At 57.3% G+C, this 13,613-nt stretch carries 11 protein-coding genes; 10 read left to right on the forward strand and 1 reads right to left on the reverse strand.

The window, feature by feature from the left end:
• Positions 1–50 precede the first annotated feature (50 nt).
• The 8 genes from METAL_RS15540 (at position 51) to pgi (ending at position 8,450) form a co-directional block, all read left to right on the forward strand.
• Entirely contained in the window at positions 51–482 is a 432-nt protein-coding gene (locus tag METAL_RS15540) for a hypothetical protein (RefSeq protein WP_005373796.1), read from the forward strand.
• 20 nt (positions 483–502) lie between these two features.
• Positions 503–1,621 carry an S-(hydroxymethyl)glutathione dehydrogenase/class III alcohol dehydrogenase gene (locus tag METAL_RS15545; RefSeq protein WP_005373797.1) on the forward strand — a complete coding sequence of 373 codons (1,119 nt, stop codon included), beginning with the start codon at positions 503–505 and terminating at the stop codon, positions 1,619–1,621.
• A 24-nt stretch (positions 1,622–1,645) separates the two neighbouring features.
• Complete coding sequence (locus METAL_RS15550; protein WP_005373799.1) at positions 1,646–2,026, forward strand: VOC family protein; 381 nt, start codon at positions 1,646–1,648, stop codon at positions 2,024–2,026.
• A gap of 42 nt (positions 2,027–2,068) precedes the next feature.
• The gene (locus METAL_RS15555) at positions 2,069–2,260 is read left to right on the forward strand and encodes a hypothetical protein (RefSeq protein ID WP_031429754.1); all 192 of its coding nucleotides are present in this window, start codon (positions 2,069–2,071) and stop codon (positions 2,258–2,260) included.
• Positions 2,257–3,108 (forward strand): S-formylglutathione hydrolase, encoded by an 852-nt coding sequence (fghA, locus tag METAL_RS15560; RefSeq protein ID WP_005373800.1) that lies wholly within the window; start codon positions 2,257–2,259, stop codon positions 3,106–3,108. Before METAL_RS15555 ends, fghA begins: the two co-directional genes overlap by 4 nt.
• Positions 3,109–3,285: 177 nt before the next feature.
• Positions 3,286–4,734 carry a decarboxylating NADP(+)-dependent phosphogluconate dehydrogenase gene (gene gnd, locus METAL_RS15565; protein WP_005373801.1) on the forward strand — a complete coding sequence of 483 codons (1,449 nt, stop codon included), beginning with the start codon at positions 3,286–3,288 and terminating at the stop codon, positions 4,732–4,734.
• A gap of 53 nt (positions 4,735–4,787) precedes the next feature.
• Entirely contained in the window at positions 4,788–6,272 is a 1,485-nt protein-coding gene (zwf, locus tag METAL_RS15570) for a glucose-6-phosphate dehydrogenase (protein WP_005373802.1), read from the forward strand.
• A gap of 543 nt (positions 6,273–6,815) precedes the next feature.
• Entirely contained in the window at positions 6,816–8,450 is a 1,635-nt protein-coding gene (pgi, locus tag METAL_RS15575) for a glucose-6-phosphate isomerase (RefSeq protein ID WP_005373804.1), read from the forward strand.
• 454 nt (positions 8,451–8,904) lie between these two features.
• Here pgi and apbC read toward each other — a convergent pair whose 3' ends face one another.
• A complete protein-coding gene (gene apbC, locus METAL_RS15580) occupies positions 8,905–9,996 on the reverse strand; it encodes an iron-sulfur cluster carrier protein ApbC (protein ID WP_031429758.1) in 1,092 nt (363 codons plus the stop codon).
• Between the two features lie 254 nt (positions 9,997–10,250).
• Between apbC and METAL_RS15585 the strand changes: the two genes are divergently transcribed.
• The gene (locus tag METAL_RS15585; protein WP_245549398.1) at positions 10,251–11,219 is read left to right on the forward strand and encodes a transposase; all 969 of its coding nucleotides are present in this window, start codon (positions 10,251–10,253) and stop codon (positions 11,217–11,219) included.
• 201 nt (positions 11,220–11,420) lie between these two features.
• On the forward strand, positions 11,421–13,442 hold the full coding sequence (gene metG / locus METAL_RS15590; RefSeq protein WP_031429760.1) for a methionine--tRNA ligase: 2,022 nt from the start codon (positions 11,421–11,423) through the stop codon (positions 13,440–13,442).
• Positions 13,443–13,613 lie beyond the last annotated feature (171 nt).

A 13,613-nucleotide genomic window follows, 5' to 3' on the forward strand; every position in this document is an offset into this window, starting at 1 on the left:
AGAGCATAAGTGATATAGTATGCGCCATATGATGACTATCGGAGCAAAAAATGGCACGAATCAATATCTCTGTCCCGGACGAACTCAAGGTCAGCATGGACGAACTTGACCTCAACTGGTCCGCTATTGCCAAGGAAGCATTCGAGACCGCTGTATCCATCGAGAACTTAAAAAGAAAGCATATGAACCTAGAAGCAGGTATCGAGCGTTTGAAGGTAAGCAAAAAATCCAACTCAGAGCGTCAACGGGCTGAGGGATTCGCACAGGGAGAGCATTGGGCATTGGAATCCGCTACTTATGACGACTTAAAACGGATTGCTGACCTGAGACCGGTGGCCTTCTGGCAGCCGTCGGAAGGGGCTCACAGCCGTCTCCAGCGCTTATCCGAGACACTTTCACTGAATCTTCCGGGCAGTGCAAATGACGCTTATTGTGAAGGATTCATTGACGGGGCCGCCGGAATCTTTGACCAAGTTAATTAACGCAAAATCGTAGGTGCAAAATGATCAAATCTCGTGCGGCTATTGCCTGGGGCAGTGGCCGGCCCCTGGAAGTAACTGAAGTCAATGTGGCCCCGCCGAAGGCGGGCGAGGTGCTGGTGCGCATTGTCGCCACCGGTGTTTGCCATACCGATGCCTATACCCTGTCCGGCGCCGATCCGGAAGGCATCTTTCCCGCCATCCTCGGTCACGAGGGGGGCGGTATCGTCGAGGCGGTTGGCGAAGGTGTCACCTCCGTGGCAGTGGGCGACCACGTCATTCCCCTGTACACGCCGGAATGCGGCAAGTGTAAGTTTTGCCTGTCCGGGAAGACCAACCTATGCCAGGCCATCCGCGCTACCCAGGGCAAGGGCCTGATGCCCGACGGCACCAGCCGCTTCAGCAAGGACGGCAAACCCATCTTCCACTACATGGGCACCTCTACCTTCTCCGAATACACCGTGCTGCCGGAAATCGCAGTGGCCCGGATTAACAAGGAGGCGCCGCTGGAGAAAGTGTGCCTGCTGGGCTGCGGGGTGACCACCGGTATCGGCGCAGTCATGAACACCGCCAAAGTGGAGGAAGGCGCGACCGTCGCCGTGTTCGGCCTCGGGGGCATCGGGCTCTCCGCAATCATCGGCGCGGTGATGGCCAAAGCCTCGCGTATCGTCGCCGTGGACATCAATCCGGCCAAATTCGAGATCGCCCAACAACTCGGCGCCACCGATTGCCTCAACCCGCTGGACTACGACCGGCCGATTCAGGAGGTCATCGTCGATCTCACCGACGGCGGCGTGGATTACTCCATCGAGTGCATCGGCAATGTAAAGGTGATGCGTTCCGCATTGGAATCCTGCCACAAGGGCTGGGGGCAATCCGTGATCATCGGTGTCGCCGGCGCCGGCGAGGAAATCTGCACCCGTCCTTTCCAACTGGTCACCGGCCGGGTCTGGCGTGGCTCCGCCTTCGGCGGGGTGCACGGCCGCTCGGAGCTGCCAGGCTATGTGGAGCGTGCCCAGCGTGGCGAGATTCCCCTGGACGTCTTCATCACCCACACCCTGGGGCTGGAAGATATTAACCAAGCCTTCGATCTGATGCACGAAGGCAAGAGCATCCGTACCGTTATTCATTTCAACCACTGATCCACTCAATCGCAGGAGACTTGCATGGCCATCTTTACCCACATCACCGTCGGCACCAACGACCTGGAACGGGCCCGCGCCTTTTACGACCAAGTGCTTTCCGCCCTTGCCTACCAACGAGTGGCCGACTCGGAGACAGCCGCCATCTGGGGAGAATCCGCGCCCGAGTTTTTCGTGCTGAAACCCGCCGACGGCCAGCCGGCCAGCGTCGGCAACGGGGTCACGGTGAGCTTTGCGGCACCCAGCCGGGCGGCGGTGGACGAGTTCCACAAGCGCGCCCTGGCCGCTGGTGGGCAGGACGCCGGCGCTCCCGGCCCCCGCAGCTTCGCCCCCAATGCCTACGCGACTTACGCACGCGACCTGGACGGCCACAAGATCGTTGCTGTTTGCCTGCAGCCTGCGTGACGATGCGCACAATGCCAGTCTGATTTTCGATGGTGAACCCGAATGACTATTGACCAACTACGCGAGCACATGGCGTGGCACAAAAAACAGGCCGCGAAGCACCACAGCGCTATAGCACTTTTGAATCGGCAGATTAAACAGATTCAACGGGGCAAAACAAAAACAGTTGAATTATTACTTCAACGCTCGGGCATTCAGCCTATCGAAATGGAACAAATTACGGATAACTCATGAAAGAAACACTCAACCTCGTCGCCTCCAGTAAATCTTTTGGCGGCTGGCAGCAACGCTATAGCCATCATGCTCTATCCGTGGGCTGCGAGATGACTTTCTCCATCTATCTTCCGCCCGCGGCGGAGCAGAGCCCGGTGCCGGTTCTATACTGGCTCTCGGGCCTCACCTGTACCGATGAAAACTTCGTGCAGAAAGCAGGAGCCCAGCGGGTAGCGGCGGCCCTGGGCATCGCCATCGTGACTCCCGATACCAGTCCCCGTGGCGAGCAGGTGCCCGGTGATCCCGAAGGCGCCTGGGACTTCGGCCTTGGCGCCGGCTTCTATGTCGATGCGACGGAAGAGCCCTGGAATCGCAACTACCGCATGCACGACTACGTGGTGAACGAATTGCCGGGCTTGATCGAGGCTCATTTTCCGGTTACCAAGAACCGGGCAATCAGCGGCCACTCCATGGGGGGACACGGGGCACTGGTCTGTGCTCTGCGCAACCCGGGACGCTACCGCTCGGTGTCGGCTTTTTCCCCGATCACCCATCCCGGGGACTGTCCTTGGGGGCGCAAGGCTTTTACCCATTACCTGGGAACGGACGAAACCCTTTGGCGCGCCTGGGATGCCTGCGAGTTGATCGCCACCGCCCGCGAGCGCCTGCTCCTGCTGGTGGACCAAGGGCAGGACGACAATTTCCTTGTCGAACAGCTCAAGCCCGAGGCCTTGGAAGCGGCCTGCACCGAAGCCGGCTACCCCCTGACCCTCCGGCGCCAACCCGGCTACGACCACAGCTATTACTTCATCGCCAGCTTCATCGAGGATCACCTTCGGCATCACGCAGCCGCTCTTTTGGCGGATTGAATCAGTATTTTTCCTTTCGGGCATGCTTGTTGATACATGGCCGAACATACCCTGTTCCTTACCGAGAAACTGGCCGAGGAGCAGTTGGGGCACACTATTGAAGAAATGTCGCCGGCTTCTCAACCGGCGTCAACAGTTTGCAATATTTTTTCTATGACACATTAAGGAGGATTTCCGATGACCAAGGCGGATATTGGCCTGATTGGCCTGGCGGTAATGGGGCAAAACCTGGTTTTGAACATGAACGATCACGGCTTCAAGGTGACTGTGCATAACCGCAGTGCCGACAAAACCGATGAATTCATCAAGGGGCAGGCTGCCGGCACTCAGGTGGTTGCCGCCTATTCGTTGCCGGAACTGGTGGACCAACTGGCTGCGCCGCGCATTGTGATGCTGATGGTCAAGGCCGGGGCGGTGGTGGATCAGTACATTGAACAACTGCTGCCCTTGCTGGCACCCGGCGACATGATTGTCGACGGCGGCAACTCGCTGTATACCGACACCAACCGGCGCACCGATGCACTGAAGCAAGCCGGTATTCTGTATGTCGGTACCGGGGTTTCCGGCGGCGAAGAAGGTGCGCGCCACGGACCATCGATCATGCCGGGCGGTAACCCGCAGGCCTGGGAGCGGGTCAAACCCATTTTGCAGACCATCAGCGCCAAGGTGAATGACGAACCCTGTTGTCAGTGGGTGGGCGATCAGGGCGCCGGACATTATGTGAAAATGGTGCACAACGGTATTGAATACGGCGATATGCAGCTGATCTGCGAAGCCTATCAGTTATTGACCGATGGGCTTGGACTGACGGCTGAGGAATGTGCCGGCGTGTTTGCCGAGTGGAATCAGGCCGAACTCAGTTCTTACCTGATTGAAATTACCGCCAATATTCTCGCCTATCAGGACAGCGACGGGCAGCCGTTGCTGGACAAGATACTGGATAGCGCCGGTCAGAAAGGCACCGGCAAATGGACAGGCATCAACGCGCTGGAACTGGGGATTCCGCTGACGCTGATTGGAGAAGCCGTGTTCGCCCGCTGCTTGTCGGCCATGAAAGACGAGCGGGTCCGTGCTGCCGAGCGTCTGCCGCGCACGCTCAAACGTTTCGACGGCGATAAGGCGGAAATGATCGCAGCCATCCGTCAGGCCCTGTATGCGTCCAAGATCATTTCCTACGCCCAGGGTTTCCGCCTGATGCGCGAAGCGGCCAGCGAATACCGGTGGACACTTAACTATGGTGATATTGCTCTGATGTGGCGTGGGGGTTGTATCATCCGCAGCGCGTTTCTGGGTGACATCAAACAGGCTTACACCGACAATCCGCAACTGGAAAACCTGCTACTGGCCGACTTTTTCGCCAACGCCATGCAAACGGCCGAGGCGGGTTGGCGCAAGGCGGTGATGACCGCCATCGAACTGGGCGTCCCCACCCCGGCGTTTTCCAGCGCACTGGCTTATTACGATGGTTACCGCAGCGCCCGTCTGCCCGCCAATCTGCTGCAAGCCCAGCGCGACTATTTTGGCGCCCACAGCTACGAGCGCATTGACCAGCCGCGCGGCCGGTTTTTCCATACCGACTGGACCGGGCGCGGCGGCAAGACCGCTTCCTCCACCTACACGGTATAAACGATAGCAACGGGGCAGCTCCGGTTTTTCCAGTTTCAAACCCACCAACGATCATGACCGACGATTCTTGCACTTATGTCATTTTTGGCGCAACCGGCAACTTATCCCGCATCAAACTGATACCGGCGCTGTATCACCTGGAAATGGAGGACAAACTGCCCGCCTCCACCAAAATTGTTGCCATCGGACGGCGGCCCTGGGATCGTGCGCAATGGCTGGCAGAGGTCAGGCAAATGATCGAGGCCAAAGCCTGGGACAAACCGGACGCAACTCATTTTCAACGCTTTTGCGCGCGGCTGGAATACCACAGAGGCGATATCGACGATGCCGAATGCTACAGGGGACTGGCTACTTTGCTGAGCCAGCCGACGTTTCCCAGAAACTGCGCCTTTTATCTGTCGATCAGCCCCAACGAGTTCGGTAACGTCATCCAGCAGTTGAGCCAGGTCAACGCGTTGAAGCAGGAAGAGGGCTGGCGACGGGTAATCATCGAAAAACCGTTCGGTTACGATCTGGAAAGCGCCCAAGTTTTGCAAAGCCGTATCGGCCAGTACCTGTCGGAAGAGCAGATCTACCGCATCGATCATTATTTGGGCAAAGGCATGGTGCAGAACCTGCTGGTATTCCGGTTCGCCAACGCCATGCTGGAGCCGTTGTGGAACCGTAATTATATCGACCATGTGCAGATTACCCATTCCGAGGCATTTGGTATCGAGTCGCGCGGCGGCTATTACGACGAGGCCGGTGCCATGCGCGACATGTTGCAAAGTCATTTGTTGCAATTAATGACCATGGTAGCCATGGAGCCACCCGCCACCATGGACGCCGAAGCCCTGCGCGATGAAAAGGTCAAGGTGCTGAAGTCGGTGCGGCCAATCCCCAAATCCGCCGTACATGCCTATACTTTTCGCGCCCAGTATGCTCGGGGCACCATCAACAGCCAGCCGGTCAAAAGCTACCGTGAAGAAGACAATATTCCGGCTGGCAGCATAACCGAGACCTATGCCGCCATGAAACTGTATGTGGACAACTGGCGCTGGCGTGGGGTACCGTTTTATCTGCGGACCGGCAAGCGCATGGCCGAAAGCCGGTCGACCATTGCCATCAGCTTTCGTCATCCGCCGATGAACTTTTTCCGCAACACCCACATTCAATGCATGAATCCCAATTGGGTATTGTTAGGTATACAGCCGGATGAATGCATCAAAATTGAAATGACGATCAAAGAGCCGGGGCTGGAAATGCGTACCCGAACCGCCAGCCTGGATGCCAGCTACTGCAGTCCCGATGAAAAAGCGATCGATGCTTATGTGGACTTGCTGCACGATGTGATGATTGGCGACCGTTCGCTGTTTTTACGCTTCGACGAAGTGGAAAACGCCTGGCGCATTGTCGAACCCATCCTGCAAACCTGGGCGGTAGAGAGCGACACTATCGCCACCTACCCGGCAGGCTCCTGGGGTCCGGAGGAAAGTCGCCGCATATTCGAAAAGGAAGATCAGTACTGGCGCTGCTCGCTCGAACCTGAGTGCTGTTAGGGTAACTTGAGTTCGGGATAAGAAATCCAGCCCGCACCTTTTCGCGTAAAAAAATCTGTTTTAGCCAACCTATCTGAAGGGAATCGACAGGGGCTGATGGATCACTGCGTAGGGTACGCTGTGCGTACCGTTAACGCCGAAAAAGGTACGCACAGCGTACCCTACTTGAAACCTGAGTGCGGGATAAGAAACAACAAAACCAAGCTCTCTCTTATCAAAGTCAATCTGTTACCTCAGACAGCATGGCTTATCCCGAACTCGGATTAGGGTAGGGTTTGCCGATTAAAGGCAGTTGAATAACGGGGTTGCCAGAGAGGCCGTGGTTGGGGAGCAAGGAGCTTGCAAGGCCATAAAGTGAGCGGCGCTAAAACAAGCAGTCATGTTACCAGCCGCCATTTCGATTATGAGAGGTGTAAGCCCAAACCCCGTAAATTTTGGAAATCATTAAATTTCAATGGATTATAATTTTAAATCAGCTTTTCAGCAGTGTACCAATTAGACTTACACCATAATTCGGATTATTTAGATTTGGAGTCCCTAAAAATGTCGACATTGACTCATTCCAAAGCGTGGACCGCACTCAAAACCCACTTTCAACACATTCAAAACGAATCGATGCGGGAAGTTTTCAGGAAAGACCCGGACCGCTTCAAAAAGTTTTCTCTCCAATTCAACGATATCATTTTCGATTACTCCAAAAACCGCATCCACGAAGAAACCCTCGCCCTCCTTGTCGGCCTGGCCGAGTCGCAAGGGCTCAGGCAGAAAATCGAGGCGATGTTCACCGGTGAAATCATCAATATCACTGAACACCGCGCCGTTCTGCATACGGCCCTTCGTAACCGCAGCAACACCCCCGTGTATGTCGACGGCAAGGATGTAATGCCGGACATCAACCGCGTACTGGCCCAAATGCGCACCTTTTGCGAAACGGTCAGATCGGGCGCCTGGACAGGCTACAGCGGCCGGGCCATCACCGATATCGTCAGCATCGGCATCGGCGGCTCCGGCCTGGGTCCCAAAATGGTATCCGCGGCACTGTCCCCTTACGGTTCGGATCAGCTCAAAGTCCACTACGTTTCGAATGTAGACCAGACCAATCTGGTCGAAACACTGAAGCCTTTGTCCGCAGAGACGACTTTATTCGTGGTCACCTCGAAAACGTTCAGCACCCCGGAAACCATGATGAACGCCCGATCGGCCAGAAACTGGTTTATCGAGCGATCCGGATCCGAAGGATCGATTCCGAAACATTTCGTCGCGATCTCGACGCACGCGGAAAATGTCGCCCGGTTCGGCATCGATACCAATAACATGTTCGAATTCTGGGACTGGGTCGGCGGCCGCTATTCGCTGTGGTCGTCGGTCGGCCTGTCCACCGCACTGTACATTGGCATGGACAACTTCGAAGAATTGCTGCAAGGCGCCCATGAGGCCGACCTGCACTTTCGCCATACGCCGTTCAACCAGAACATTCCGGTCATCATGGCCGTGCTCGGCGTCTGGTATAACAATTTTTTCGGCGCCGATTCGCACGCGGTGATTCCTTACGACCAGTCGATGCGCTATTTCGCGGATTACCTGCAGCAGGGCGACATGGAAAGCAACGGCAAAAGCGTCGATCTGGACGGCAATCGGGTCGATTACAGCACCGGCCCGATCATCTGGGGCCAGCCTGGCACCAACGGCCAGCACGCCTTTTTCCAGTTGATCCATCAGGGCACCAAGCTGATCCCGTGCGATTTCATGGCCGCCGCGAACAGCCATTATCCTCTGCCCGAGCACCATGATATTCTGATCTCCAATTTCCTCGCCCAGCCGGAAGCGCTAATGAACGGCCTGACCGAGGAAGAAGTCAAAGCCCGGCTGTCGCCGGAAGAACGGGAAGACCGGGTGCTGGTCGCCTCGAAAGTGTTCGACGGCAATAAACCCTCCAATTCCTTCCTATATAAAAAAATGACTCCGAAAACATTGGGGTCTCTGATCGCGTTTTACGAGCACAAGATTTTCACGCAAGGCGTGATCTGGAATATCAACTCGTTCGACCAGATGGGCGTCGAACTCGGCAAGGTGATGGCCAAGGTGATCCTGCCCGAACTGAAAAACGACCGGATCATCACCAGCCATGACAGTTCCACGAACGGACTGATCAACGCCTACAAACAATATAAAACCTGAGTTCGGGATAAGAAATCCAGAGCGCCCCTTTTCGCGTAAAAAAATCTGTTTTAGCCAACCTAATCTGAAGGGAATCGGCAGACGCTGAGGGAGCGCTTCGTAGGGTACGCTCGACTGCAGGGAGCAGGAGGTACGACCCCATGGATGGGGGAGATAGATCGCGTCAGGAACACGCGATCGAGAGCAATGCCACCACAAGGGTGGTCTAGGGACAGAGCAATTGCCGAGTGCGTACATTTTTCGGCGGCAAACGGTACGCACAGCGTACCCTACTTGAAACCTGAATTCGGGATAAGAAACAACAACCCCATGCTCTCATTTATCAAAGTCAATCTGCTGCCTCAGACCCCATGGCTTATCCCGAACTCGGGTGGATAACGCTTCTTCCGCTATTTGGATGCATCATCAGCCCTCCCTAGAGGGTGGGTTCGTAAACCGGCATCCAAATAGCCGCTCAGGTGTTCTGAATCACGATATTCGGAAACCGCGCGCTGAAATCCTTCGCCTTCAACGCCAGCTTCGCCGCCATCTTGCGCGCGATTTCCCGGTAAATCGCGGCCGCGCGGCTATCCGGTTCGGCCACCACGGTCGGCCTGCCCGAATCGGCGAACTGGCGGATATGGATATCCAGCGGCAAAGCGCCCAGAAAATCGACATGGTTGGTTTCGGCCATCAGCGCGCCGCCGCCTTCGCCGAAAATCGCCTCCGCATGCCCACACTGGCTGCAAATGTGCACGCTCATATTCTCGACGATGCCGAGTACCGGCACGTTGACCTTCTCGAACATGCCGAGACCGCGCTGCGCGTCTATCAGCGCAATATCTTGCGGCGTGGTCACGATGATCGCGCCGCTGACCGGAATCTGCTGCGCCAGGGTCAGTTGAATGTCGCCGGTGCCGGGCGGCAGGTCGACGATCAGATAATCCAGCTTGTCCCAGGCGGTATCGCGCAATAATTGCTGCAGCGCATTCGTCGCCATCGGCCCGCGCCAGATCATCGGCTGGCCCGCATCGATCAGATAGCCGATCGACATCGTTTGAATCCCGAAGGAAATCTTCGGCTGCATCGTCTTGTTGTCGTGGCTGACCGGGTAGCCGGATACGCCCAGCATGGTTGGAATGCTGGGGCCGTAAATGTCCGCATCGAGAATCCCGACATTCGCGCCTTCCGCGGCCAGCGCCAGCGCCAGATTGACCGCGGTCGTCGATTTGCCGACCCCGCCCTTGCCCGAGGCGACCGCGATGATGTTTTTAACCTGGCTGTGCGGCTTCAGAGTCTGCTGCACCTGGTGCGCGATGATCTTCACGCCGGCATCGACTGTGATCTTGCCGATGCCGGGCAGCGCCTTCAGATGCGCTTCGACCGCCGCTTTCAGTTCCGGTAGATAGGTTTTGGCCGGATAGCCGAGCTCCAGTTTGACTCCGACGTCCGCCCCGTCGACCGCGATCGATTTGACCGACTTGGCGGTAACCAGATCCAGCCCGTGATTCGGATCAATAACACTTCTCAAGCGGTTTTCGACATCAACCTTTTCGATGCTAGCCATTTTTTCGTTCCGGATAATGAATGAAGAAATCGAGATAATTTTCAGGAAAAAACCTATCAATTTACTCGGAATATAGCCCATTTTACAATACTTCCGACATCCGCTGCTCATCACCTATCAGTTTCAGATAAACTATCCCCCTCTGCAACTTTTGATTCAAGGTAAGCTTGGGAACTGTAAGAAAACTGGCGAATGAAGTGGAGCACGGGCTTGCGGGGGCACTTCCGAGGCTGCGCAAGACGGTGGTAGGGAAATTGGCGCTGGCCGTGGGTGCGATGATCGAAGGCCAGACGCCGAACACCGTGGAACTGGCCAATCTGCTGCCTTTGGAGACCGAGCGGCAGGACATGCGCGAACAATGGCTGAGGCGCTTGCTGAAGAATCCCTTGCTGCTCGCCCCGAGGGTGATGGAGCCGTTCACACGGGAGGCGCTGGCTAAGGCCGCGCGGAACGGCCAGACCGTGCTGCTGGCTATGGACCAGACTGACTTGGGCGACCGGATGGCGTTGCTGGTGGTGGCCCTGAGGGTCGGCGACCGGGCGCTGCCCTTAGTTTGGCGGGCGGAGGCGGGGCCGGCCAACATCGGCTTCGAGAGTCAGCAAAGGCTGCTGGAGCAGGTGCGGGCCTGGCTGCCTGCGGGGGCGCAGGTGCTGCTCTCGGCGGACCGGTTCTACCCCTCAGCCGCTCTGTTCGGCTGGGTCCAGACCCACGGTTGGGGTTACCGGCTGCGGCTGAAAGGCAACGTGCTGGCGGACACCGGACATGGCGACGAGACCATCACCGGTCAGTTGGCACAAGGCGTGGCGGAACGTTATCTGTCGGGGGTGAGGCTGTTCACACAGGGGCTCATGACGAACCTGGGCATCCTCCACGAAGCCGGGCATCCAGACCCTTGGATCATCGCGATGGACTGCCCTCCGTCGCGGGCGTCGGTGCTGGACTATGCCGCGCGCTGGGCCATCGAGCCGATGTTCTCCGACTTCAAGGGCCGGGGCTTCGACCTGGGGAGCTCACAGCTTTGGCACGCGGACCGCCTGGAGCGACTGGTCCTGATCATGGCGCTGGCGATGTACTGGTGCGTCCGCGTCGGCCAGGACGACGCCCTGGCGCGTCCGACGCCGCTCGAAAAAAAACCGGGGAACAAAGTGACCCCGACCATTGGAGCTTCAGGAAACTCCGCCGCAGCCTGGTCTCCTGGTTCATCCGCGGTCTGCGCCGACTGAAGCGCTGCCTGCAAAACGGCATCCCTTTGCCCGCCTTTTATGGAACGGGGTAAAGTGATAGGTGATGAGCATCCGCTGCCATATTCGAAAGATGCGCGTAAGTTATGCGATAATACCAAACTTGTTTGTCTTCGTATCCGCCTCATCGCGAATAGAGGTTGGGTTGGCGAAGACAACCCAACCTACGCTTACGTATCGATCATGTCCGAGAGAAAAATATTAGTCACCAGCGCCCTGCCCTACGCCAACGGCCCGATCCATCTCGGGCATCTGGTCGAATACATTCAAACCGACATCTGGGTGCGGTTCCAGAAACAGCGCGGCCGGCAATGCTATTACGTCTGCGCGGACGACACGCACGGCACGCCGATCATGCTGCGCGCGGACAAGGAAGGCATCACGCCGGAAGACCTGATCGCGCGGGTCGGCAAGGAACATCTGGCCGATTTCACCGAATTCGGCGTCGCTTTCGACAGCTACCACAGCACCCACTCCGAGGAAAACCGGACGTTTTCCTCATTGATTTATCGGCGCCTGAAGGAAGCCGGCCATATCAGCTCGCGCACGATCACCCAGGCTTACGATCCGGTCAAAAACATGTTTCTGCCGGACCGCTTCATCAAGGGCGACTGTCCGAAATGCGGCACGCCCGACCAGTACGGCGACAACTGCGAGGCCTGCGGCGCGACCTATTCGCCGACCGAGTTGAAAAACGCGGTGTCGGCTATTTCCGGCGCCAAGCCGGTCGAGAAGGATTCGGTCCACTACTTCTTCAATCTGAACGATTTCGAAGGGATGCTGAGCGACTGGGTCAACGACGGCGACCACTTGCAGCCGGAAGTCCGCAACAAGATGGCCGAATGGATCGAAGGCGGCCTGCAGCAATGGGACATTTCGCGCGATGCGCCGTATTTCGGCTTCGAAATTCCGGATGCGCCCGGCAAATATTTCTATGTCTGGCTCGATGCGCCGATCGGCTACATGGCCAGCTTCAAGCACCTGTGCGACAACCGGGGCATCAATTTCGACGAATTCTGGGCCGAAGACAGCGATGCCGAACTGTACCATTTCATCGGCAAGGACATCATCTATTTCCACGCCCTGTTCTGGCCGGCGATGCTGCACGGCGCGAAGTTCAGAACGCCCAGCGCGATCTTCGCGCACGGCTTTTTGACCGTGAACGGCGAAAAGATGTCCAAATCGCGCGGCACCTTCATCACCGCGCGCACTTACCTGGATCACCTGAATCCGGAATACCTGCGCTATTATTTCGCCGCAAAGCTCGGTGCCGGCGTCGACGACATCGATCTGAACTTCGATGATTTCACCCAGCGCGTCAATTCAGACCTGGTCGGCAAGGTCGTCAATATCGCCAGCCGCTGCGCCGGCTTCATCGCCAAACGCTTCGACGGCAAGCTGGCTGCGCAATGCGCGGAGCCCGGCTTGTGGCAAGACTTCATCGACGCGAACGAGACGATCGCCCAGCATTACGAAACGCGCGAATTCGGCAAGGCGATGCGCGAAATCATGGCGCTCGCGGACAAGGCCAACCAGTATATCGACGAAAAAAAGCCCTGGGTGATCGCGAAGGAAGCAGGTAAAGACGATGAATTGCATAGGGTTTGCTCGATGGGCGTGAATCTATTCCGCCTGCTTGCGGCCTATCTGCGCCCGGTGCTGCCCAAGCTGGCGGCCGACGCCGAGGACTTCCTGAACATCGGCCCGCAGCCCTGGCCAAATCTGGCAGGTCCGCTGCTCGACCACGCGATCAATCCGTTCAAACCGCTGATGACCCGCGTCGAAGCGGACAAAATCGCCGCCATCGTCGAGGCCTCGAAAGAAAATCTCGAAAAAACCCCCAGCCAGCCAAAAGCCAAAACCTGCGAACCGACCGCGGAAACCATCGCCTACGACGACTTCGCGAAAATCGACTTGCGCATCGCGAAAATCGTTAAAGCCGAGCCTGTCGAAGGCTCGGACAAACTGCTGCAGTTGACCGTCGACATCGGCGACGAGACCCGCAACATCTTCGCCGGCATCAAATCGGCCTATGCGCCGGCGGACCTGGAAGGCAAGCTGACCGTCGTGGTCGCGAACCTCGCTCCCCGGAAGATGCGCTTCGGCGTGTCGGAAGGGATGGTCCTGGCCGCCGGGCCGGGCGGCCAGGATTTGTGGGTGTTGAGCCCGGATGCGGGCGCGCAGCCCGGCATGCGGGTTAAATAATAAAAAAGCCCGTCATACCGGCGGCCCGAGGGGAAAAGCCGATGGACGATATGAGGGCTTGACCCGGTGCAGCCTTTAAGCCCCGTAGGTTGGGTTAGGCGCCAGCCGTAACCCAACATTCGAAGCCGAATCCTGTTGGGTTACACCTCGCCAACCCGACCAATGGAACTG

It is taken from the genome of Methylomicrobium album BG8, from assembly GCF_000214275.2.
In the GTDB taxonomy this organism is placed as follows: domain Bacteria; phylum Pseudomonadota; class Gammaproteobacteria; order Methylococcales; family Methylomonadaceae; genus Methylomicrobium; species Methylomicrobium agile.